We start from the raw sequence: 23543 nt of genomic DNA on the forward strand, positions 1-23543 counted from the left end.
TTCTCCTTATACCGCCAGTGGTCAGTATTTTAACCATGAGCCGCGACGTACCCGCAAGTTGTTACTCCATCGCCAAGAAATTCGCAAACTCATCGGTAAAGTAGAACAACAGGGTTTGACGTTAGTACCTTTAAAAATGTACCTCAAAAGGGGTTGGGTCAAAATTAGTATTGCCCTTGGTAAAGGTAAAAAGCTCCACGACAAGCGAGAAGACCTCAAACGCCGACAAGATCAGCGTGATATACAAAGGGCGATGAAAAATTATTAGGGAGTCAATAGTCAATAGTCAATAGTCAATAGTCATTAGAGAACAGGGAACAGGGAACAGGGAACAGGGAACAGTTTTTCTCATCTCCTACCTTGTCTACCTTGTCTACCTTGTCTACTTGTCCCCAGTCCCCAATCCTTCTTTAATTTTGAATTTTGAATTTTGAATTTTGAATTGATAAGTCCCCAATCCCCAATCCCTCTTCCATACGTCTTCAGCGTGAGTGCTACAAACACCTGTTTATAGCTGTAGATTGATTTTGGGAAATGGAGGAATCGTTACAGTGGTGGGTAACTTTAGAAGCTATGAGGGACTGGTGTATATGAAACGTGATTTTACCGCAGTTGTTGGGGCTGGCTTTCTAACCCTTAGTATGGCTATTTTGCCTTTAAGTCTACCTGCTCAAGCTCAAGTTAATACTACTAATCCGAGAGTGGATAATGTTCCCAGAACCACAACTTACAATGACCGTAACGATTTTGATTGGGGTTGGTTGGGTTTAATTGGTTTGTTGGGTTTAGCTGGGTTAGCAGGAAGAAAACAGCACGATGAGCCAACTCGCTATCGTGATCCTAATGCTCCAGGAGCTACTAGCTATAGAGAATGAAAAGTGCTGAGTGCTGAGTGCTGAGTTCAAACACCACCCACTCATGTTTCAAAATGATTGAGTCAGAAAAATACTCAGCACCGACTAAACGGCGCACTTCCACTAACAGCACTGATTTTGATGAACTGAGAGCGGAGATAATCAATGATATTCTTCCTCTCCACCCTCCTCTGTTCACCCAACTCCTGAGATATTTTTTAGGGACTTCCAGAAAATAAATTATCCAATGTTGATAGCAAAGACGATGAGAAGATTCTTTCTCCCCCTGCTTCCCCTGCTTCCCCTGCTCCCCCTGCTCGCTAAAGCGATTGTATATTTTTTTAGTTGGAAGTCCCTTAGTCGGCAGTTGCTTGAGGCGAATTAGCTGCTAGAGTTTGGTCTTGGGTTAATGGTGTCCAGTAGCTAGCAATTAAGGCGACCATCAACCACCAGAGAGTATTGACTTCAGGACGAAACCAAATTGTGTCTACTGTGCCGTGCGCCAACATTCCTAAAAGAGTGGCAAATGCTCCAATTAACCAAAATCCTTCTAAATTACTAGATTGCCTTAAGCGACGTAATTGTAATAAGGCTGTATTAAAGGTGACAATGATTAGCCAGAGAAAACAGGCAAGACCGACAAAACCAGTTTCTACAGCTACCTCTAGGAAAATGGAATAGGCACTCAAAGCACTATAGCGAGGGCGTTGGTAGAGAGGATAGATTTTGTTAAAGGAATTGTGACCTGGGCCAATACCAATGATCGGGCGATCGCCGATCATTTCAAATACAGCATCCCAAACATTACGACGGAAGTTATTACTGCTATCTTGGCGATCGGCAAAAATGCTAAACACCCGCAGGCGGACTGGTTCTACAAACACAACTGCGAATAACAATAGAAAAAACAAACTTCCGAAGAGTATGACCAGTGACCATGTACGCCAAAAGGGGGGCATTTGTACACTCCACCAGTAGACCAACAAAGCACTCGTCGCCAAAATTGCCACCAGTAACCCAATCCAACCACCACGGCTATAAGTTAAAACGAGGCAGAGTGTATTGACAATTAGCATAGTTAATGCTAGAGATTTTCTAACCCAGCCTTGCCAAACAAAAATAGCTACCAGACTAAAAACTACAGATGGGACAAGATAACCAGCTAATAAGTTAGGATTACCTAAGTAACTATAAACCCTAGTGGTTTTAGATAGGGGGGACTCTGGATCTACCCAAGTGGCTAGTTGGGCTGCACCATAGCGCCATTGCCGCAAACCATATACACTCACAATCAGTGCTGCGTGTAAGTAGATGGTAATAATTACAGACCTGATTCGAGGCGATCGCAATACCCTAGCACATAAGGCGAATAGTAACAAATAAAGCGTTAAGGTCGCTAAATCCGTTATTGCGGCTTTTTTGACGGGTGATAGTGCTGTAGCCACTACGGCAACTCCCCAATAAAGCAAGACCAACAGATGAATTGGAGTCACTAGGGAATTAGCTAACGATGTTGGTTGATCAGCTAAAGTCATCAATAGCCAAAAACCTACGCAGGCTATTAACAATACACCAACAAGAGTGCTAGACACAAAAGGCGCAAGTGCATACACAAGACTCAACAAGGCGGCTGCAATCACATCGCCCCACTGAAGTAACACACTAGCTTCCCGCCAAGAAAACAACAATCCCACTAACAACCGATGTATATAACTAGTGGAAAGATATTGTTTTGGTGGTAAATACGATAAAGTCAACCTTTGCCAGACTAAATTCATAAAATCCACTATGATCAATTAGCAAGCCATATTAACACTTAGGACTTGATCATAATGCGGCTTAGGTGATGAGTCATTTAGCCATCAATAATTAACTATTGTTAATTCTTCAGCATCGACAAACGCCAGAAAAACTTTCTTTCTGCTTTTGCCGTCATATTATACCAAATGGGGATAGGTACTATGATTTTGTGCTTCTACAATAGCTTAGTATCTTGGCTGTCAATCTAAAATCCAAAATAATCTTTTAGGCAATATCGTTGTTTTCCGCAGAACTATTCATTTGCAAGGGTACAGTTAGTACATAACGATGGCCTGATTGGGGTGAGCCTTGGATGGCAATTTGTCCACCGTGTAACTCTGCTAACTGGCGACTCAGTAATAAACCTAAACTTTCCCGCGATAAATTACTTTTTCCTGGGATGACATTCTCCTCGGAATCTATACCCAAAATATCATTGCGATCGCTCTCTAGGGTTTGCAATTTCTCCAGTGTCACGGGTAAACTGGTCATTTCCTCATGATTTTCTAGATGCAGTCCGTAGGGTGCGGCTTCTCCAGTCAACTCCATCAGAGACAGTGAATTGAGGCGGAAATAAGGATCGACTTCCGTAATCCCATCTCCTAGCCAGGGATGAGAAGCCCACACAGTAATATTGAGCGTATTTTCTTTGTAAGACACATGAATACGAACAATACTCCCAGTAGCAGACATTTGAATCACACTAAAAATCAGGTGATATAATATTTGCCGGACTTTATCTTTGTCTAAAGGCCAAATCCGTCCGCGTCCTGGTTCAATTGACAAACGGATATCTTGATCACGACGATTAGCTACTTCTTCTAAAGTATTAATCGCCTGTTGACAGAGCATTTCTATATCTACAGGAGCTAAATTGATGGTAGTAGCGTTTTCATCCATCGCTCCTAATTCGGTAATTTCATTCACTAAAGACAGTAAGTAACGACCACTGTGTTGAATGATATCTACATATTCTCTTTGTTTATTTGTTAAGGGCCCGTAAATCTCTCGCCCTAAAACACTAGCCATGCCTAATACAGATGTCAAAGGCGTGCGTAATTCTTGGGTTAATTGGGCTAAAAGTTCTAATTTGATCTGCTTAGTTTCGTGAGGTTCTTTTTCTAAACTGGTAATTGTAACTTTAGATACCGTATTATTCTCTTGAGTCAGTGACAAAGAACTGGCAGTATTTGAGAGTGATTTTTCTGTTTGTCCCAAGAATAGGAGTCGGTTACGCTCAAATTCACTCATGCTCCAACGAGCAATAATCTGTAAAAATTCAACATCGCGATGCGTAAAATTACGTGGCAATAGATCCATGACTGCTAATGCACCCAAGCAATTACCAGTAGCATCAATCAATGGCGCGCCCAGATAAGCACGGATACCATATTCCTGCACTAACTTGCTGTTTAACAGTGCAGTGTCCGTAATATTTTGCGTATCATTAATCACAATAGTTTGCAGAGTGTCTACCACCTGGGTACAAAAAGACTCGCCCCGCAACAACTGACGATTCTGCGCCAAACTATTCATTAAACCTAGTCTGGATAAGCCGACGGCAGATTTGAACCAATGACGTTCTTGATCGATAAATCCTAAAACAGAAATTGGTGCTTCTAAAAAATGTGCTGCCGTTTGAGTGGCTTCTTCAAAAACTGGTATGGTTTCTGGTTGTCTTAAACCTAATTCTGACAACGCTTTGAGACGTTGCTGTTCTCTTGTGTCTTGAGCAGCCCAACCATCTCTAGGGACTAATAATTTGTTATCCGGCTCTACCATTCCCACCGCTACCTTAATCATTGCTCGATACTGTAATTTATATAACCACTTTTGCTGGGTTATGATTTACTATTCTTAAGCATTCCCCAATTTAGCTGCCGACAAACAAACTAAAGACAAAAATTTTTTATTCGGCTGTAAAATCATCTACGTAATTGTGTAACTCATCTATTGTGAAGTTACAACTAGCAGGTAGCGTTAGTTTACAGTTTAATCAGGGTATCCTAACCGTAGGAATACAGAGAGGGTAAATAATTCACAATTGAATCAGTTTTCTCATCATCAATATGGTGATGATACCAAACTCATTGATATGACTTCTAGTGGCTGCAAACCATTTTGAATCAAGACTAAAGTATGAATAGTGACTCATAAAGATGACTGGTCAATTAGGGTAGTAAAGCGTTTTTTATCTTGAGAAAAAATTTTGGATGAATTAGTAAATTGCTACTTATATAAATTTCGCGTGAATTACCATAAATAGTCATCATAACTCTTCTCGGTGAAATAACAGATTAAAGCTGGAATAAAATCTGCTTAATTATAAGTATTGACACGAGATATTTGGCAACTGTAAATCACCATTCCCCAGCAGGATAAATTGCTGCTCAAAGTCTCAGGTGATCTCTGTATGCGACAACTGTTATAGTAAAAAATCACCAGTAAACTATATAGTAAGCAAGTATTTTTACTGTGATGTCTGTAAATCTTTAAAAAAACCGTTACATTTGATGGAGAGGTGAACTAACAATGACTGATCAGATCATCCCCTTTGTGGATTTAAAATGGCAGCATGATGTGGTTAAACAGGAAATCCAGCAAGCAGTTGAGACAATCTTGCAGCAAGGCGATTTTATCTTAGGAAAAGCTGTCACAGAATTTGAAAAAGCATTTGCCCAAGCATCAGGGGCAGAATATGGGGTAGGAGTAGCATCGGGGACTGATGCGATCGCTCTAGGTTTGCAAGCCTGTAACATCAAATCAGGGGATGAAGTCCTCTTACCAGTCAATACCTTTGTCGCCACCCTGATAGGAGTTCTACAGGCGGGAGCAAAACCCGTACTTGTAGATTGTGATCCCCAAACAGCTTTAATTGACTTAGAAGCAGCAGCCAAAGCCGTCACACCTCAGACTAAAGCCATTATCCCCGTTCATTTGTATGGTCAGATGGTATCACCCAAGCAGCTATTAGATTTTGCTGAAACATACAAGGTATTAATTTTTGAAGATGCAGCCCAAGCACATCTAGCCCATAGAGATGGATATCAAGCGGGTTCCGTAGGTACAGCCGCAGCCTTTAGTTTTTACCCCAGCAAGAACTTAGGGGCGTTGGGAGATGGGGGAATGCTGGTGACACGCGATGCAGAAATAGCCAAAAAAGCGGCTCGAATCAGAAATTATGGTTCATCGCAAAAGTACGTGCATATTGAAATGGGTACAAATAGCCGTTTAGACACCATCCAAGCGGCTATTTTACTAGCGAAGTTACCACATTTATCACAATGGAATCGCGATCGCCTCACCATTGCCCAACAATATGATTTAGAACTAGCATCCTTAGCGGCAGCTGGTATTGTTCCTATGCACAACCAAGGTGGCGACGGTCATATTTATCATCTTTACGTCGTCAAGGTTGATGATAATTGCCCTGTAGACCGTCAGCAACTCCAAACAGAACTCACCCAAGCAGGAATTCAAACAGGTATTCACTACCCAATTCCTTGTCATCTCCAACCAGCTTTTACTTATCTAGGCTATCAAAAAGGAGACTTTCCCCAGGCGGAAAAACTAGCACAACAAATATTATCCTTACCGATGTATCCAGGCTTGAGTCATAGTCAAGCCAGAGAAGTGGTAGCAGCTATTAACAAGTTCGTCACAATTGAGAATAAAGTCAATAGTCAATAGTCATTAGTCATTAGTCATTAGGGAAAAGATTAATCTTCATGCCCGATGCCCAATGCCCCATGCCCATTTCCCATTTCCCATTTCCCATTTCTTGACTTTCAAGTTAGGATACTGAGAAAGAAAGTATCAATTGAATTGCTGATAATTATGGCACTTCAACAACAAATTAAAAACAGAGACGCAAACCTATTACTAGGTATAGGAATTTTTGGGATATTGGTGTTGCTATACGCGCCTATCCTACTGCATTGGGTAGATGGATGGTTACACAAAACTATCAGTATTGAACATGAATATTTTAGTCATGGTTTAATTGGTCTACCATTTGCTGCTTATTTGACTTGGCAAAAGCGAAAACAATGGCAACGCTTAACTAATAAATCTCATCCTTTGGGTATATTTTTATTAGTAATTGGCGGAATTTTTTACTTAAGTGGAGTAACAGAGTGGGTGAATTTATCTTTACCCACCATACTTGCAGGTCTATGTTTATGGTTTAAAGGTTTTTCTGGCATCAGATTGCAGGGATTTTCTTTAATTCTCGTATTACTAGCAACTCCTACAGCAGTACCTTACCTAATAGCACCTTACACCTTTCCTCTACAGAGTTTTATCGCTACTACAGCAGGTTTCATTCTCAATCAATTTGGTATGGAAGTAGTTGTAGACGGTATTAACATTTACGTTGGCGGCAAAATTGTAGAGGTTGCGCCCTACTGTGCAGGCTTGAAAATGCTCTTTACAACAATCTATGTCAGTTTGATGTTGTTGTATTGGACAGGGGCTTTAGCTTCACGTCGGGTAACAGTTTGGTTTTTATCAATGGCAATGGTGATCAGTGTCATTGCCAATATTATTCGTAACACCTTACTCAGTTTCTTTCACGGCACTGGCAAAGAAGGTGCTTTTACATGGCTGCATGATAGTTGGGGAGGCGACCTATATTCAGCTCTCATGTTACTTTCTCTAGTACCTCTGTTGAATTGGCTAGATCAATTACTCTCACCACCACCGGAAATTCAACCAGAATTAGAAGAGTCAGCGACTTCTGATTAAGAAATATTTCATTGTCTAAGTTTAAAGATCAGGGAAGGGAGACAAGGGAGTGCTGAGTAATGAGTAATGAGTAATGAGTAATGAGTAATGAGTAATGAGTAATGATTGAAGTTTTTCTTCCCCTGCTTTCCCAGTCCCCAATACCCAATACCCAATCCCCAGTCCCCAGTCCCCAATCCCCATTAACCCTTAATTCCACTGAACCTACAGTGTCATTCTTTCAGGTAAAATTTTGCTTGAATATAGCAATTTTTACTGATGCTTTCCTTATCTAAACTTTTCAAATACAAGTATTTGCCTCATTTTATGGTGCTGTTACTGTTGCTTCTACTACTAGTAACAGGAGCAGTACCAGGTTACATCACAGGCAAATGGCAATGGAAAGAACCTCCACCTGTTACTAATCTCAACTTAATCAAAAAGATACGTAGTCAGGGTTTAACTTTGCCTGGGTGGAAAACCGTTGAACAAGTAGAACAGCAAATAGGTGAACATAAATGGTCTTTACAGGTACTTCAACAAGAAAGTACACAAAGTAAGGCCATTTTGTTGTTATTGCCACAAAATGGCCCCAAAGACCAACCGGAAATTGAATGGACAGATGTTAACGGCTGGGGTAAGGGACGCTGGGGAAAATGGGACATAGCACAAGAACGTTCGGCTAGGTTTGTTGTGAAAAAATCATCTCCAGGGGGAAATACAGAAACGACAGTAGAGGCTCAGTTTTTCCGCGTTTCTACCAATCAAGATACCTTTGCGGTTTTACAATGGTATGCTTTACCGCAGAGTGGATATTACACTCCGTTTCGTTGGTTTTTAGCAGATCAGTTAGCACAATGGCAAAAGCAGCGTCAACCTTGGGTTGCTGTCAGTATTCTTGTGCCGATGGAACCTTTGGGTCAGGTGGAAACTACTTGGCCTTTAGCGCAGTCTATTGGTGAAACAGTACAATCTACACTAATGACTGGGGTTTTCAATACTACCAAGTAAGTATAATTACTCCTGGCAATCTACTCTCAAGTCAGTAACGTTCATTTTTAATATCGGTGATATGCGTGTATTTAACGCCCTATTTTGTTTAACTTTTCAAGTATGGGTTTTCTTAAATATTTTTCAGCCTGTTTTTGCTCAAGCACCAACACCACCTTCAGAGGAGTTACCATTTAAATTCCCTTCTCCACCACCAGATAGGGAGACAACACCAGCTAGCAGTAGTAATGAAATTGCACCTCAATTCAATCGTTATTTGTTGGGGCCTGGGGATGTCATTAACGTGACCTTTGAACGTCCTCCTGGCCCCTATCGTTTGGGAAGTGGAGATGTAGTCAGTGTAATTGTGCAACGTTTCCCAGATTTAAGCTTTCAAGCAGCAATTAACCCAGAAGGTAATATCATTGTTCCACTATTAGAAACAGTGCCACTGCAAGGTTTAACTCTACAAGAGGCACAAGAGAGAATTCGTTCTTTACTCAATCGTTATGTAATTAATCCTGTTGTAGTTTTATCTTTAGCGTCGGCGCGTCCAGATTTGAGTTTTCAAGCTCAAGTTAGTCCAGAAGGCAATATTGTAGTGCCGCAAATTGGTACGGTTTCTGTGCAAGGCTTAAGTTTAGAAGAAGCACAGGAAAAGATTCGTTTGAGTTTGAGCCGCATTATAGTCGATCCTTCATTAGTAGTATCCTTGGCTACTCCTCGTCCTGTACAGGTGACTATTAGTGGGGAAGTATTTCGTCCAGGTATTTACAATGTTTCTGCTGCTTTACCCCGTGTAGCTGATGCTTTGTTATTGGCTGGTGGTTCTAGTATTGCTGCTGACTTGCGTCAAATACAGGTGCGTCGTCGCCTGACAGATGGTTCAACGATCGCACAAAATATTGATTTATACGGCACATTGCAAAACGATGGTTCATTACCTAGTTTACGTCTGCAAGATGGGGATGCAATTATTGTGCCGAAACGAGAAATTGGTACAGATGATGGTTATGACCGCCTTTTAGTCTCTCGTTCTTCCTTAGCTACACCACAAATTAGAGTCAGAGTCTTAAATTATGCGGCTGGGGGACTTGTGACACAAACTCTGCCTAATGGTAGTAACTTTGTAGATGCTTTGGGTGGAATTAACCTGGATACGGCAAATCTGCGGGATATGGCTTTAATTCGCTTTGACCCAGAACGAGGTAGAGCTGTCACTCAATCATTAGATGCGAAAAAAGCCTTGAGTGGTGATGTTTCTCAAAATGTGCCACTGCAAGATAATGATGTGATTGTTGTAGGACGCAACCTGATTGGACGTATTACTAACTTCCTTAGCACTATTACTCAGCCATTTTTCAACGTGCGTTCGTTCCTCAATTTCTTTAATAATTTTGGTGGTGGTAATTAGGAAGACGTTGTTTAATATGTTTAGTTTGTCAAGAATGTAGCAAAATGAAACACGGGGGTGACTAATGAATCATTCATCATGAATAATAACTAGTAACTACAATGACAACTAGCGATCGCCGATTCAATTAACTATCGTCTGTTTACCTATGTTTCTGTTATGACCCCACCAATTGTTAAGCGTTACATTATTGCTTTTGAAAAATACAAATGGGTTGGACTAGCCAGTTTTGCCTTAATTGTGGCGGGGTCAACAGTAGTGGCTATCCAGCCGGAGCCACCACCAAACTACATAGCTGACAGCGCATTAACCTATTCCGGCCCGCCTGTGTCTTTTTCTACAACTGGTAGCGAAATTCAAGAACAGGGTAAAGAACTAGATGCAACATCTCTGCTCTCAGACCAGCTAATTGAAAGCGTCTCGACAACGGTGGGTATCAAACCTAAAGTTTTGGCTAGTAGCGTAGACCTCAAGTTACCAAAAAGAAACGCTAGAACTGGGAAATTAGACTCGAATATCATTGAACTCAAATATCGAGATACTGACCCTAAACGCGCTCAAGAAATTGTCAAGGCTTTGATGGATGGGATGATCCAGTACAGTAGCGATGTCAATACAACGCGTTTAAGAGCCATTATTGAAAAAGTTAATGAACGCATCCCACAAGCTAAAGGAGAACTACAAGCGGCTGAAAAGAAACTAGAAATATATGACCGTCGGGAACGTCCCGCCATATTGGCAGCAGAAAATGGCAGTTTATTAAGTGCTGTCACCAACAGTCAAAACCAACAAAGAATCATTCAACAAACCATTACTGGGATTGATGCCCAACTTCGTAGTCTCCAAGAGAAGTTAGGGTTAAATGTTAATCAGGCTTACGTTTCTTCGGCTTTAAGTGCTGACCCGATTATCGGTGATTTACGGACACAACTTTATCAAACTGAATCACAAATAGCTCTGCTGCGTAAGGATCTGCGGCCGGAACATCCCACCATGATCCAGTTAACGCGACAAAAACAAGCCACTGAGGAATTACTGCAACAACGCGCCGCAGAGGTGGTTGGTGGGGGTGGTACAGCCGCACCTTTGGCGGGAAATATCACAGGTATCCGCGCTCAAAGTAACCTCGATCCGGCCAGACAACAGTTAGCAAACCAGATGGTGGCTTTGCAAACCCAACGGGAAACCCTACAGCAACAATTAGCACAACAAGTCCGGGAAGAACTGCAACTGCGTCAGGAGTATTCCCAAATACCCAACAAACAGCTAGAGCGATCGCGTTTAGAACAGGAAGTGGCACTTAAAAAGGCTGTGTTTGATCAAATGCAGGCTAAACTGACTGATGCTAGAACAGCCGAAGCGGAAACAGTCAGTAGTTTTAGTGTTGCCAGAGCCATCACCGTGATTGCTGATGCCAAGAAACCTAAGAGTGTAGTCTTAACTTTGGCAGTGGGTGGGTTCTTGGGTTTTGTAGTTGGTGGGGGGATCATTTTCTTATTGGGTTCTCTCGAAGGCACATTCCGCACCAGAGAAGATATCCGCGACAGCCTCAAACAACGGGAAGTTGCTTTGTTGGGAGAAATACCTTTAATGCCTGTGGATGATTTACCACCAGAAGGTATACCCGTAGTGTTATCTGCTGAGTCTGTGTATTTAGAGTTTTATGAAAAGCTACGTAGTAACCTGCGCCGCTTTGGTGGGCAAAAGTTAAAAGTAGTATTAATTACTAGCACCAGCAGCAATGAGGGTAAAACTACTAGTGCTTATAACCTGGGGATTGCGGCAGCTCGCGCAGGAAAGAGAACTTTGATCATTGAAACAGATTTGCGATCGCCTTCACGCTGTTTATCACTCAGAGTCAACCCAGACCCCGATGCTAATCTAGAACCCCTGCGTTATTACGGCAGCTTAAGCGAATGTATCCGCCTAGTCCCCGATGTGGAAAACCTCTACATTATTCCTAGTCCTGGCCCTGTACGCCAATCTGCGGCTGTCTTAGAATCGAGTGAAATCCGGCGGCTGATGGAGGATGTAAGGGAACGCTACGATTTGGTTATCTTAGACACTCATCCCCTGAGTTTATCTAATGATGCCCTCTTAATTCAACCCTATAGTGATGGCATGGTCTTAGTAGCAAGACCTAACTACACCCAAGAAAATATGTTAGGTGAAGCAGTTGATCAATTAGTAGAAGCTGAACTGGGTTTAGTAGGAACTATTATCAACGGTGCTGACATCACTATTTCCCTACCTCCTTCAGTGGAGTCTGTATCTACAGAAGAACCTGAAATTCAAGATGAAGCAACAGAAGTTTCTGTTGGTGCAAATAGTCAATAGTCAAGTCGCTTCGCTCCAATTCAAAATTCAAAATTCAAAATTCAAAATTAAAGACAATGAGTGGTGGGTTCAAGCCACCACTCATTGAAGACCGCTAAATTTTCAATTTAGGGGGATCTTTAAACCCAAAATTAATTAATTCAAAATTATTTTTATTGTTCATGTTGAATCTTAAATTTTGCATTTTGAATTCAAAAAAGGTCAATAGTCAATAGTCAATAGGAATTAAAAAAAGGCGAAAGTAAAAAGTAAGAAACTCTTATCTTTTAACTTTTTACTTTTGCCTTTTGCCTTTTTCTCAATAATCACGTTTAAATAGCCCAAATAAAGGTGCGAGAATCATCCCAAACACAAAGCCGCCAATGTGCGCCCAGTAGGCAACTCCACCTGTTTCAACACTCATATTAGCAGCAGTTTGTAGGCTAACTAATCCAGAGATGACATTTTGAACGAAGAAAACCCCAATCAATATCATGGCTGGAATGCTGATTGTAGTTACGAAAAAACCTAAGAAAAGCAAAGTTGTTACTCTAGCATGGGGAAAGCGGATGAGATACGCACCTAATACTCCCGAAATTGCACCGCTAGCCCCCAAGGAAGGGATAGTTGAAGACATCCCAATGAACCACTGAGACGCAGCAGCTAAAGCACCACAAGTTAAATAAAAAATGAGGTATTTGAAATGACCAAGACGGTCTTCGATATTATTACCAAATACCCAAAGAAAAACCATATTAGAAATTAAGTGCCACCACCCCCCGTGTAAAAATTGGGAGGTAAATAAAGTTGTCCACTCCCCAGCTAAATTAGTGGTTAATTCTTGTGGGACTACTGCATATTGATTAAAAAAAAAGATTCAACTGCTCATTCGACAAACTCAATTCATGCAGGAAAATTAGAACGTTCATCCCAATTAAACCGTAAGTAAAATACGGTGTGATGCGGGTCGGGTTGTCGTCGTAGAGTGGAAACACAGGTGTTTTTCCTAATGGTTACTAATTGCAATATAACTCGAATTCAGAGCCTATGTATTACCACACTATCATTAACGCATTTTCCAGATAAATACACATAGGTGAAAATGCTTGCAACTCCTACACCACAATTAGGATTAAGTTCGTAGTAAGGACTTTAGTCCTTTTCTGTTCGCGTAGCTTGCTTCTCCAGAGGGGTACACTACAAACCTGTCATTATTTACCTTGTTCTACTTATACATCACCGAAACAGGAGAACTTACGATTTTTGATTGTTGCCAATTAGCGAAATTATCGGTGTGGTTATTTCCTATTTGTCTGGTGTGAGCTAATATCAATTCGTCTCTCTGATGCCAGATAGTAAATATTTGCTCTCTACCATCATTCAGGGTATCTACATCAATTTGGTAAAAATCATGGATACGCTGCAATTTCAACCCTAATAAGTTTAACAACCGACTGAGGATTTTTATCCCTGTTATACTATTTTTGACTCTGATGAAGTCAATACCTAACACTCTTTTAATGTGTTTACTGTGTTGAAATACTATGTCCCTCAACCAGATTAACTTCGGGTCATCCTCTGTAAATTTGGCATCACTTTCAAGAAATTGCAATATCCCCAAGGCTCTCATCGCCTCTATTTTCACGGTGTAGGTTTTTAAATCTGGGAGAAAAACTTTGCCATCACCTAACGACAATTGTTGATACCATTCTTGTTGATCTCTCAGATGGAAGTATTCACTTTCATGGGTTAGATAATAGTGAATTAATAATTGAGAATAGTATCCTTGATCATCCTTAACTTTTAGTAATGGGGTGATAGGAATACCGTAGCGTTGTTTGAGATGATATTTTTGAATTTGATAGCGTTCGGCATCAGTGAGAGAATGTTGGGAAGCTAGCTGCTCATGCTCTACATAATCAATATCTTTAGCATTAGCAACATTAATTGCGCCTGCTAGTTGATTCTCTTGTTTAATTTTTCTAATTTGCCGCTTAATTTCTTTACCTTTTTGGCGTTTTTCTGACCATTCTTTTTGAACTTTAACAATTTCTAAAACTAATCTTCTCCGAGTTGCTAAATCTTGAGGATCGGTTGCTAAGAAAGCTAATCTTAAATCTCTAACTATATTATTATGTATTGCATTACTCCTGAGCCGGATTTGATGACCATCGTTAGTTAAGCCTTCTTGCATGGCTTGGCGATAGAGACGAAGAGAAGCATTGACTCTGGCTGATAATTTAGCCCAGGTACGCAAATGCACAGGGTCATAAACCAGAGGTAAATCAACATCTATTTTATGTAAAGGGCTAAGTAAGGCGAGGTTTTCTTTTTGATTTTCTTGATACCAATTAGACAATAAACGATAGTTGGTGCTACCGCTACCAATTAAACCAATTCCCCGTTTAGCACACCAAACAATGCGCGGTACATTATCTCTAACTCTAGCTAATGCTTGTCGTGCTTCTGCATCAGGAATTACTCCTTGAAAAATGCCATAGACTCTATCAAAGTGTTGGACATCAATACTAATACCTGTGCCTAAACTGGGGGTAACAAATACAGTTGCATATTCAGTAATTTTTTGATTGATGGCTGGGACAAAATCAACAGCCGCATGACCTGGAGTGTTAGTTGTTTGACTATTAATTACTAAAGTTTTAGGAAACTGATAACGGAGTTTTTCTAAACGTTCTTTCAGATAACGCTCAATAGTTTCGCAACTATATCTACCAGCACGGCTATCGGTGGTAACGTAACATTTACGCCCTGCTAATAAATCTAACTCTAATTGCTGAATTAATGGTATGGGGTTAGGAGAATCATAAAATGTCACATCCCAACCACGTTGGGGTTGCCATTGATTGACTAATATCCACGGTGTGATTTTACAGCCTGCTAAACTTTGTAAATAATCTAAGGAAACATCTGATAAATCAGCATCTTGGGCAATCACTAAACCGCCAGTTGATACTACGGTAGCAATTAATTCCTGGAATAACTTTAAAATTTTGACACGCTTATGTTTGCAAGTGCTGCTATTGAGCAAATGCCATAAAGATTGCTCTACTTCATCTAAAATTATGATGCCACCTTGCCAGTTTTCTGGGTCAAGCTTCCAAATAGAATCAATACATAAACCTAGAGAATGATTTTGAGGAGATAAATCATCATCATTACTTGCGAGATTTTCATGATTACCTAATCCCCACTTGATCCCGACTTTTTCACAGAGGAATTTGCCTAATTGAATCCGATGGGTGATTAATAATACGGGCTGATTTCTAGTTTTAGCTTGTTGGACTACTGTTTGTAGCGCAGTAGTTTTACCTGTACCTTTAGCTGATTTGACTCCCACTAGTCCAGAGGTAGGAAAAGCTATTTCGCCTAAGTAGGGACGGTTGATAGTTAATGTCGGGGGAATAGTTAGTTCTGTATGGGGTTTAATTTCAGCGAGATAAATTTCTAAATCTAGACTCCGACGATAGGCTTTTTCAAAGGCGATCGCACCTTTAGCTATGATCAAATCATCAACGCCTTTTTCTGGCCCCGGTAGGGTAATAACTTTAACGGGACATTTTTGTTCTTGGAATAAACAACCCAATTGGGTAATTGCATTGCTAACGGCTGCTACTTTTTGCGGTTGAGTTTCAAAATCAAAACAAATATATACAGTTCGTTGCATCTGTGCAAATACAGCTAAATCGGGAATCAGTTGACGGTTGATAACTTTGCCAAATTTATCTTTGACAACCCGATAGCCACTGGTAATTCCTGGTACAGCTATGGCTGCATAGCCTTGCGTTAAGAGGGTGGCGGCTTTTTTGACTCCCTCACAGATGATGATGGGTATTTGATTTTCTAATACCCATTGCCAAAACCCGACGGCTTCACCTTGTTCATTGCTGGTGGTATGGCTAGGCATGAGAATATTGTAACGTTGGGCGACTTGCTGCCAAATATTCCCCGTCACCCGCAGGCAAAATATCCTTGTAGGTGTGCTGGGGGGATGTTCGTATTTGATGGTTTTACCATTTTGATTGGTGCGTGGTTGGTTGGGTTTAAAACAACCCCACTCCATTGCTTTCCAATGATGGAGAGGATCTAAACCCGAACACCACCAACCACCTGCGGTGACATGACTGTAGCGTTGTAACCAACCACTTGTCACCATTCCTGTGTTAGTGCGGGGGAGATGTTCGGAAATTAAGAGATATTCGTAGGCTGCTGCGCCTTGGAGAGACTGGAAATTTAGTTGTGTCAAGTCTAAATCTATACCACTACGCTTGACTAATTCTTCAAGGTGTTGTGGATGTAAGTCTGGCAGATACATGGGGCAACCGCGAACGGAATAAGGATGGATTTAAAACTTAGCACGCCTTTCTTGTTTTTTCTTAGCGATTTTCATAAGTATTTGATGATATTTTTATTACTTCGTTGCCCGAAATACATCGGTGATTCCCATACTGAGGCATTTTATGAGAATGTGGTGCTGAAGTAATAAGCTTGTATTGTATTAATTATTACTATTAAATTATATTTTTCAGTATTATTACATTAAGAGTTTGAGTACCACGAACTTATAAGCTTTGTCAATCAAAGTTTGTCAAGATATTTAGATAAGCGATCGCAATCCCTATATATATTCTTCAGATACAGGAAAATATATCAATATACTGAGGAAAAATCAGATAATCCAACAGGAATTGATATCAGAAAACGATTTTATTGTCAGTATTAGTAAATTAGCTAAGTCATATATCTTACTCAAAAATCAACAGAAAAAATGAGCCGCGACAAACGGTATAATGTCGCAGGATTTTACTAACAACCCAGACATGAAAAACATCCGCAAACGTCGGTTATCTAAATTACTGAAAATATTTGTTGTTTTAGTGTTAGTGCTGGGGTTATTGTTAGTATCTTTTTTGGGTTATACAATTCGGCGTTCTTTTCCTGTAGAAAATGGAGCGATCGCCATTTCTGGTATAAAAGCAGAAGTGAGAGTGCAACGGGATCAATGGGGTGTACCTCATATTTATGCAGCTAACTCCCACGACTTATTTATGGCGCAGGGTTACATCCATGCCCAAGACAGATTTTGGCAAATGGATTTATGGCGGCATATTGGTTCTGGTAGATTAGCAGAAATGTTTGGTGCTTCGCAATTAGATACCGATAAATATCTGCGAACTTTAGGCTGGGCAAGGGTGGCGCAACAAGAAATCCAGTCAATGGATGCACAGATGAAAGCTGATTTGCAAGCCTATGCTGATGGTGTAAAGGCCTATCTGCAAACCCATCAAGGCAGTGCATTAAGTCTAGAATATGCGGTATTAAAATTACTCAATCCTGGCTATCAAGTCGCACCTTGGGAAATTCTCCATTCCCTGACTTGGGGTAAGGTGATGGCTTACGATTTGGGCAGAAATTTTCAAAGTGAAATTGAACGTACTATCTTACTAAAAACCCTCACACCTGAACAAGTCGAAGAACTTTTTCCCGCCTACCCCCAAGATTTGCCTGTGATTTTGCCGGAGTGGCAAACAGGAAAAACCACCCCAAAAGTAACTCACAAACCTGTAATTACTGATGTCTCAGAAATTGCGCCGACTTTAGAAGCTATGACTCAACCCATGTTGGCATTAGAAAAACTCATTGGGGAAACTGGAGTTGGTATTGGTTCAAATAATTGGGTAATTGGGGGTAAACGTACAGCTACAGGTAAACCGATATTGGCGAATGATCCCCATTTAGCGGTGCAAATGCCTTCAATTTGGTATGAGGTGGGTTTACATTGCACCACCAAAAATACTGAATGTCCTTACAATGTGACGGGGTTTTCCTTTGCAGGGATGTTGGGAGTAATTGTTGGACATAGCGATCGCATTGCGTGGGGTGTGACTAATGTACAATCCGATGTGATGGATCTATATATAGAGAAAATCAATCCCGATAACCCCAATCAATATGAAGTTAATGGTAAGTGGGTAGACATGAAACTCGTGCCAGAGACTATTCAAATTGCTGGTAGTCAACCCCTTGTCCATACAGTCCGCTACACTAGACATGGGCCGATTCTTTCTGACGTTGCACCTAATTTAAAACAGTTTCATCAAGCAATCAAATTACCCCAAAACTATGTTGTAGCTTTGCGGTGGACAGCATTAGAACCGACAAAATTAGTCTACTCAATTCCGCAAATGAATCGCGCTCAAAATTGGCAAGAATTCCGCGCTGCTGCTATTAATTTTGATGTGCCTGCACAAAATTTAGTCTATGCCGATGTTGATGGTAATATCGGTTATCAAATGCCAGGAAAATTCCCGATTCGCACTCAAGGAAATGGACGCTACCCTGTTCCTGGTTGGACTGATGAATATGAATGGCAAGGTTATATAGACTTTGAAAAGTTACCTTATAGCTTTAATCCACCCCAAGGTTATATAGCTACTGCTAATAATTTAGTTGCTCAAGAATATCCTTATGTAATTACTACAGATTGGGTTTATGGCTATCGCGCCCAGCGCATTGTAGAGATGATCGAAAAACAAAATCAGCCGATAGCTGTAAAAGATGTGGAGAAAATTCAGGGTGACAATCTCAATTTAAATGCCCGTAATTTAGTGCCATTGCTGCAAAATCTGACTTTTGATGATTCTAGATTAAAAGCTGCTCAAAAACTGATACAAGACTGGAATTTTCAACTAGACATGACATCATCGGCGGCGGCTTTATTTGAAGTATTTTATAAACATTTGCTAGCTGCAACATTTCATGATCAATTACCTCTAGACTACTTTCCGAGTGGGGGCGATCGCTGGTATGCTGTTTTGCAAAATCTCATCCAACAGCCTAATAGTAAATGGTGGGATAATACTAAAACTGCCCAGGTAGAAACCCGCGATCAAATTTTCCAGCAAGCTTTTACAGCAGCTGTGGAGGAATTAGAAACTATTCAAGGGAAAAACCCGCAAGCTTGGAATTGGGGTGAGTTACACAGCATTACATTTCGTAACGCCACCTTGGGAAAATCTGGTGTGGCTTTGATTGAATCTATATTTAATCGCGGTGCTTTCAGTACAGCCGGAAACGGCGAAACAGTGAATGCTAACCGTTGGCGAGCAAATGAATCATTTGAAGTGACTGATATTCCTTCACTACGCATGATTGTCGATTTAAGTAATTTGGATAATTCTTTAGCTATTCATACACCTGGACAGTCTGGTCACGCTTTCCATAAACACTATGCTGATATGATTGAGCCTTGGCGCAATCTCAAATATCACCCCATGCTTTGGGAGCAAAAAACCATTGCAACCCAAGTGACAGCAACATTAAGATTAACACCAAAATCCAGCGATTAATTTCCGTGAGTAAAGTTTTTTCTCTCATCTACGGAAAAACCATCTCGGAAGATGTATATCTAATTTAACTTTTTTCGATTTCAGTGTAATTCCATACACCTCTGAAAAAGAATGAAGTATAAAGTAACAGGGCTAAAAAAGTCAGAAGCTAAACTAGCGTTGACTTATATTTTTGTAAACTCATTGTTTTATATGCCCATTTTTACGGAAATATTGCTGGAGAAATCACAACATATGTCACTTACGCTGAAAAAAACTGCTACGCTTTCTCTTGTAGCTGCGATCGCAGTATTATTTGCGGGATGCGGAGAAAGCAAAGTTGCCCAATGTAATAAAGTGATCACAGTAGCTAACAAAGCAGCAACATTAGGTCAACAATTTGGCAAAAATCCCAATTCTTCCAAGGGGTCTAAAGGCTTAACTGAACTTGCTACTAAGATAGATGGGATTGGCACAGAAATGAAAGCTGTGACAGTTAGTGATGAACAATTAAAAGGTTTTCAGGGACGCTTTCTCACACTCTATCAAGATATCAGCAAAGGTTTAAATGATGCTGCTGCGGCTATAGATAAAAAGAATATCCGTGATGCTAATCGCTTTTTAGTCAGCTTACAAAAGAGTAGTGTTGACGAAAGTACAATTGTCAAAGAAATTAATACCTACTGCGGTGCTAAATAGACATTGTATTCGTCTTTATAATACTTCTCATCCCCAGTTTCTTAGAGAGACTGGGGTGTTTTTATTAGTTAGGGATTAGGGATTGGGGATTGGGGATTGGGGATTGGGGAAATTTGAAAATATTCTTTTACCCCATAATCACTGTATCACGTGATTATTTTTATTACCTTCTTCTTCAAAATCTCAATTAATTTAGCATCCATATATTCAAATTCGTCTGGGATATCTAAACAGATAACTCTCTTATTTTTTAAGAATGGCTGAAATTTTTGTGCTAGTTTAATTTTATGTGATTTTTCCATGACAAAAATAATATCAGCCCACTCAATAGCCTCTGTAGATAGTGGTACTTCTGCATAGTGATCCAAACCTGCGGAATCTGTTTCTATGCCTTCGTACTCAGCAAATACAGCTTCCGCCGTAGGGCTTCGCAATCGATTTTGACTACAAATAAATAACAGTTTTTTCATTAATTAAATTATATAGGAATTTGATTCGATGATTAAACATACTGGCATCAACCTTATATTACGCAGGTAATTGAAGCGGAACGGTTTAACTGTGAAGTTTTTCCTAAAACTTAAACTACTGGCTATAGCAATGTTTAAAAAAATACTTAATTGGGAAAAATATATACAGGGTAGAAAATTAGAGGTAGGTTGATGAAAGTAAGTTTTGCTGGATTTAGCTTCATTGGCGCAATTTTCATATCTGTCAGTTACAACGTTAGTGTTCAAGCTCAAGTCAATTCTGATAATACTCTCGGAACTACTGTTAAAGGTATTGATAATTACACAATTACTAATGGCACTCGTGTTGGCAATAATTTATTTCATAGCTTCAGCCAATTCTCTATTCCCAGCAACGGCTCTGTATTATTCGACAATGCTACTGATATTCAAAATATTTTTAGTCGGGTAACTGGCGGGAATGTTTCTCAAATTAATGGTGTAATTAGGGCTAATGGTACTGCCAATTTATTTTTACTCAACCCAGCCGGAATTATTTTTGATGCCAAGGCCAGCTTAAACATTGGTGGTTCATTTTTTGGCACAACTGCTAATAGCATCAAATTTGCTGATGGTGCTGAGTTTAGTGTAGTGAATCCCAATGCCAACACATTGTTAACTATCAGCGTGCCAATTGGCTTGCAAATGGGCAGTAATCCTGCCTCAATTAACGTTTATGGGGCAAAATTAGCAGTCCCAGCAAAAAATACATTTACACTGGTAGGGAACAACTTAACTTTTGATCAGAGTAGCATTACTGCTCGCGATGGCAGAGTAGAATTAGCCAGTGTCGCAGCAAATAATCTCGTAGGACTGTCAACAAACACTACTGGATTTAGCTTAAATTTGAATGGTGTGAATCAGTTCCAAAATATCAACTTTAGTAATGCAGCCAGGGTTGATACGAGTGGAAACCAAGGTGGTGCGATCGCTCTCCACGGACAAAAAATTACTCTGTCTGGTTCTTCAAGTATCACGTCCCACACTTTAGGCACAAGCTCAGGGCAAGGTATTCTCATCAAAGCTTCCGAATCCTTGGAATTAATCGGTCAGCCAGCCCTCTCTAACACTACAATTGCAGCTTACTCCCAACCAACAGCTAGGGGAAGGGGCGGTGATGTGACCATTGAAACACCCATTCTCAATGTTTTGAATGGCGCGCAAATTAACACCCGTGCTTATGGAATAGGTGATTCGGGCAATATTACAGTCAAGAGTACAGTTGTCAACGTGATTGGGGAAGCCATCTATACACCGACAAAACAGCGATTTAGTGTGAGTACCTTAGCGGCAAATACAATGAATGGTTCCCAAGGTCGGGGGGGTGATGTCGTCATTGATGCCGCACAAGTCAACATTCGAGACGGGGCTGAATTGCGTGCTACCGCTAGAGGTACTGGTGATGGTGGCAATATTATCGTGACAGCCAATAACTTGAGTATCACAGGTGAGACTGCCACAGGTGAACCTGCATTTTTGACAGGGATGAGTACCAGCATCCGTGAATACGCCACAGGTAGGGGTGGAGATATCATTCTCAATGTCGGTAAATTAGAGGTTTTAAATGGCCCTGGTATTCGTACAGGTACTTATGGCGAGGGTATATCGGGGGACATTATTGTGAATGCTGATGAAGTAACCGTGGCTGGTAGTTCTTCGACTGGTGTGTCTAGCAGATTTTTTGCCTCCACCAATGGTAACTATGATTTTACGACTGAACAACTGATTAGTCTGGGTAAGGGACAAGGTGGCAACATTACTTTTAATGTTGGTAAGCTCAACTTACTTGACGGAGGCAGAATTTCTACCTCAACTGAAACCTACGGTCAAGCCGGAAATATTTCCATTCAAGCTAATTCCATTAATATTGCAGGTGTCAGTCAACTGCCGAGTGGTCAATTGCTCTACTCCCTGGATGCTACTGGCCCTAGTGGGTTGTATGCTTCTTCTACAGGCCCTGGTGTTGCGGGTTCGGTAAATCTGACCACAGAGAAATTGAGTCTTGGCGATCGCGGCGAAATTGTAGTTAGCGGCAAAGGGACAGGAGACGCTGGTAATATGCTCATCCGGGCTAATTATCTGAATCTAGATCAAGCCAGCAAACTTTATTCTGAAGCCAATACAGGGGAAGGCGGTAATATTGACCTGCAAGTCCGTGATCTCTTACTGATGCGTAATGGCAGTTACATCAGTGCAGAAGCAGGTGGTAATGGGGGTAATATTACAATTAACGCTCCTAATATTGTCGGTTTAGAAAACAGTGACATTATTGCCAATGCAGTGAAAGGAAGGGGTGGCAATATTCAGATTACAACTCAGGGAATCATTGGCTTGCAATATCGCAATCTGTTGAATCCTAGAGAAGTTGTCACAAATGACATTACCGCTAGCTCTCAGTTTAACGTCAATGGTACTGTGCAAATTCATAATACTGGTGTTGACTCGAACTTTGGTGTAATAGAACTACCAGAAAATTTCACCGATCCGTCCCAAAAAATCACTAGTGGTTGTGCTGCTAGCACTGATAGTAGTTTTGTGGCCATAGGAAGGGGTGGTGTTCCCAAAAATCCTAGTGAGGATATTAGGAGCGATCGCACTTGGTCTGATACGCGTGATATCTCTCGATTCCGCACAAGACAACAAGTAGAAGCTCCAATTGCCAAATCAACAGAAGTTCCGGTGCAAGCTACATCTTGGCATCGTAATCACCAAGGCAAAATTGAATTAATTGCCGATAAATCTTCGATGAATTCGCCACCATCACTAACTTGTGCGGAAGTCTCGAAGACAAGCTTGCACTCACACTAAAGACCAAAAGAGTGCTGTTAGCGGTAGCGCGGCGTTTAGTCGGTGCTAAGTGCTGAGTAAAAAGTAAGATTAATTGCACGGG

General features: G+C 40.7%; 16 protein-coding genes and 1 pseudogene. 10 read left to right on the top strand and 7 right to left on the bottom strand.

Features of this window, described 5'->3' with window-relative positions:
- Both smpB and CV014_RS19780 read left to right on the top strand, forming a co-directional pair.
- The coding region (gene smpB / locus CV014_RS19775; protein WP_236143589.1) for an SsrA-binding protein at nucleotides 1-268 on the top strand (268 nt) is incomplete at its 5' end.
- 322 nt (nucleotides 269-590) lie between these two features.
- Complete coding sequence (locus CV014_RS19780) at nucleotides 591-875, top strand: WGxxGxxG family protein (protein WP_236143590.1); 285 nt, start codon at nucleotides 591-593, stop codon at nucleotides 873-875.
- Here the strand turns inward: CV014_RS19780 and CV014_RS19785 are convergent.
- The 3 genes from CV014_RS19785 to CV014_RS19795 form a co-directional block, all read right to left on the bottom strand.
- On the bottom strand, nucleotides 859-1020 hold the full coding sequence (locus CV014_RS19785; protein ID WP_236143591.1) for a hypothetical protein: 162 nt from the start codon (nucleotides 1018-1020) through the stop codon (nucleotides 859-861). The genes CV014_RS19780 and CV014_RS19785 overlap by 17 nt on opposite strands.
- A 190-nt stretch (nucleotides 1021-1210) precedes the next feature.
- A complete protein-coding gene (locus tag CV014_RS19790; protein WP_236143592.1) occupies nucleotides 1211-2632 on the bottom strand; it encodes an IctB family putative bicarbonate transporter in 1422 nt (473 codons plus the stop codon).
- Between the two features lie 247 nt (nucleotides 2633-2879).
- A complete protein-coding gene (locus CV014_RS19795; RefSeq protein WP_236143616.1) occupies nucleotides 2880-4436 on the bottom strand; it encodes a GAF domain-containing sensor histidine kinase in 1557 nt (518 codons plus the stop codon).
- A gap of 750 nt (nucleotides 4437-5186) precedes the next feature.
- Between CV014_RS19795 and CV014_RS19800 the strand changes: the two genes are divergently transcribed.
- Together CV014_RS19800 and crtB are read left to right on the top strand one after the other, a co-directional pair.
- On the top strand, nucleotides 5187-6344 hold the full coding sequence (locus CV014_RS19800) for a DegT/DnrJ/EryC1/StrS family aminotransferase (protein WP_236143593.1): 1158 nt from the start codon (nucleotides 5187-5189) through the stop codon (nucleotides 6342-6344).
- A 147-nt stretch (nucleotides 6345-6491) separates the two neighbouring features.
- Nucleotides 6492-7400 (top strand): cyanoexosortase B, encoded by a 909-nt coding sequence (gene crtB / locus CV014_RS19805; protein ID WP_236143594.1) that lies wholly within the window; start codon nucleotides 6492-6494, stop codon nucleotides 7398-7400.
- A gap of 21 nt (nucleotides 7401-7421) precedes the next feature.
- On the opposite strand, the gene CV014_RS19810 is transcribed toward crtB, so the two are convergent.
- Nucleotides 7422-7583, bottom strand: a complete 162-nt coding sequence (locus CV014_RS19810) for a hypothetical protein (RefSeq protein ID WP_236143595.1) — start codon at nucleotides 7581-7583, stop codon at nucleotides 7422-7424.
- A 75-nt stretch (nucleotides 7584-7658) separates the two neighbouring features.
- On the opposite strand from CV014_RS19810, the gene CV014_RS19815 reads away from it, so the two are divergent.
- From CV014_RS19815 to CV014_RS19825, 3 genes are all read left to right on the top strand, one after another.
- Nucleotides 7659-8390 (top strand): cyanoexosortase B system-associated protein, encoded by a 732-nt coding sequence (locus CV014_RS19815; RefSeq protein WP_236143596.1) that lies wholly within the window; start codon nucleotides 7659-7661, stop codon nucleotides 8388-8390.
- Nucleotides 8391-8451: 61 nt separating this feature from the next.
- Nucleotides 8452-9783 carry a polysaccharide biosynthesis/export family protein gene (locus tag CV014_RS19820; RefSeq protein ID WP_236143597.1) on the top strand — a complete coding sequence of 444 codons (1332 nt, stop codon included), beginning with the start codon at nucleotides 8452-8454 and terminating at the stop codon, nucleotides 9781-9783.
- 159 nt (nucleotides 9784-9942) lie between these two features.
- Nucleotides 9943-12120 carry a GumC family protein gene (locus tag CV014_RS19825; protein ID WP_236143598.1) on the top strand — a complete coding sequence of 726 codons (2178 nt, stop codon included), beginning with the start codon at nucleotides 9943-9945 and terminating at the stop codon, nucleotides 12118-12120.
- Between the two features lie 298 nt (nucleotides 12121-12418).
- Here the strand turns inward: CV014_RS19825 and CV014_RS19830 are convergent.
- Together CV014_RS19830 and CV014_RS19835 are read right to left on the bottom strand one after the other, a co-directional pair.
- Nucleotides 12419-13094, bottom strand: a pseudogene (locus CV014_RS19830) (rhomboid family intramembrane serine protease).
- Between the two features lie 230 nt (nucleotides 13095-13324).
- Nucleotides 13325-16432, bottom strand: coding sequence for a plasmid replication protein, CyRepA1 family (locus CV014_RS19835; RefSeq protein WP_236143599.1), 3108 nt, complete (start codon nucleotides 16430-16432; stop codon nucleotides 13325-13327).
- Between the two features lie 475 nt (nucleotides 16433-16907).
- Between CV014_RS19835 and CV014_RS19840 the strand changes: the two genes are divergently transcribed.
- Both CV014_RS19840 and CV014_RS19845 read left to right on the top strand, forming a co-directional pair.
- The gene (locus CV014_RS19840) at nucleotides 16908-19466 is read left to right on the top strand and encodes a penicillin acylase family protein (RefSeq protein ID WP_442946926.1); all 2559 of its coding nucleotides are present in this window, start codon (nucleotides 16908-16910) and stop codon (nucleotides 19464-19466) included.
- 234 nt (nucleotides 19467-19700) lie between these two features.
- A complete protein-coding gene (locus CV014_RS19845; RefSeq protein WP_236143600.1) occupies nucleotides 19701-20144 on the top strand; it encodes a hypothetical protein in 444 nt (147 codons plus the stop codon).
- A 146-nt stretch (nucleotides 20145-20290) separates the two neighbouring features.
- On the opposite strand, the gene CV014_RS19850 is transcribed toward CV014_RS19845, so the two are convergent.
- Entirely contained in the window at nucleotides 20291-20614 is a 324-nt protein-coding gene (locus CV014_RS19850) for a low molecular weight protein tyrosine phosphatase family protein (protein WP_236143601.1), read from the bottom strand.
- A 192-nt stretch (nucleotides 20615-20806) separates the two neighbouring features.
- Between CV014_RS19850 and CV014_RS19855 the strand changes: the two genes are divergently transcribed.
- Nucleotides 20807-23461 carry a two-partner secretion domain-containing protein gene (locus CV014_RS19855; protein WP_236143602.1) on the top strand — a complete coding sequence of 885 codons (2655 nt, stop codon included), beginning with the start codon at nucleotides 20807-20809 and terminating at the stop codon, nucleotides 23459-23461.
- Nucleotides 23462-23543: the final 82 nt, after the last annotated feature.

The sequence above is a fragment of the Nostoc sp. CMAA1605 genome (assembly GCF_021596505.1).
Classification (GTDB): Bacteria; Cyanobacteriota; Cyanobacteriia; order Cyanobacteriales; family Nostocaceae; genus Trichormus.

Bases quoted from the DNA above. Each gene is read 5' to 3' on its own strand.
- CV014_RS19780 (WP_236143590.1), top strand. From the start codon at position 591: ATGAAACGTGATTTTACCGCAGTTGTTGGGGCTGGCTTTCTAACCCTT.
- CV014_RS19790 (WP_236143592.1), bottom strand. From the start codon at position 2,632: ATGAATTTAGTCTGGCAAAGGTTGACTTTATCGTATTTACCACCAAAA.
- CV014_RS19795 (WP_236143616.1), bottom strand. From the start codon at position 4,436: ATGGTAGAGCCGGATAACAAATTATTAGTCCCTAGAGATGGTTGGGCT.
- CV014_RS19800 (WP_236143593.1), top strand. From the start codon at position 5,187: ATGACTGATCAGATCATCCCCTTTGTGGATTTAAAATGGCAGCATGAT.
- crtB (WP_236143594.1), top strand. From the start codon at position 6,492: ATGGCACTTCAACAACAAATTAAAAACAGAGACGCAAACCTATTACTA.
- CV014_RS19810 (WP_236143595.1), bottom strand. From the start codon at position 7,583: ATGGGGATTGGGGACTGGGGACTGGGGATTGGGTATTGGGTATTGGGG.
- CV014_RS19815 (WP_236143596.1), top strand. From the start codon at position 7,659: ATGCTTTCCTTATCTAAACTTTTCAAATACAAGTATTTGCCTCATTTT.
- CV014_RS19820 (WP_236143597.1), top strand. From the start codon at position 8,452: ATGCGTGTATTTAACGCCCTATTTTGTTTAACTTTTCAAGTATGGGTT.
- CV014_RS19825 (WP_236143598.1), top strand. From the start codon at position 9,943: ATGACCCCACCAATTGTTAAGCGTTACATTATTGCTTTTGAAAAATAC.
- CV014_RS19835 (WP_236143599.1), bottom strand. From the start codon at position 16,432: ATGTATCTGCCAGACTTACATCCACAACACCTTGAAGAATTAGTCAAG.
- CV014_RS19840 (WP_442946926.1), top strand. From the start codon at position 16,908: ATGTCGCAGGATTTTACTAACAACCCAGACATGAAAAACATCCGCAAA.
- CV014_RS19845 (WP_236143600.1), top strand. From the start codon at position 19,701: ATGTCACTTACGCTGAAAAAAACTGCTACGCTTTCTCTTGTAGCTGCG.
- CV014_RS19850 (WP_236143601.1), bottom strand. From the start codon at position 20,614: ATGAAAAAACTGTTATTTATTTGTAGTCAAAATCGATTGCGAAGCCCT.
- CV014_RS19855 (WP_236143602.1), top strand. From the start codon at position 20,807: ATGAAAGTAAGTTTTGCTGGATTTAGCTTCATTGGCGCAATTTTCATA.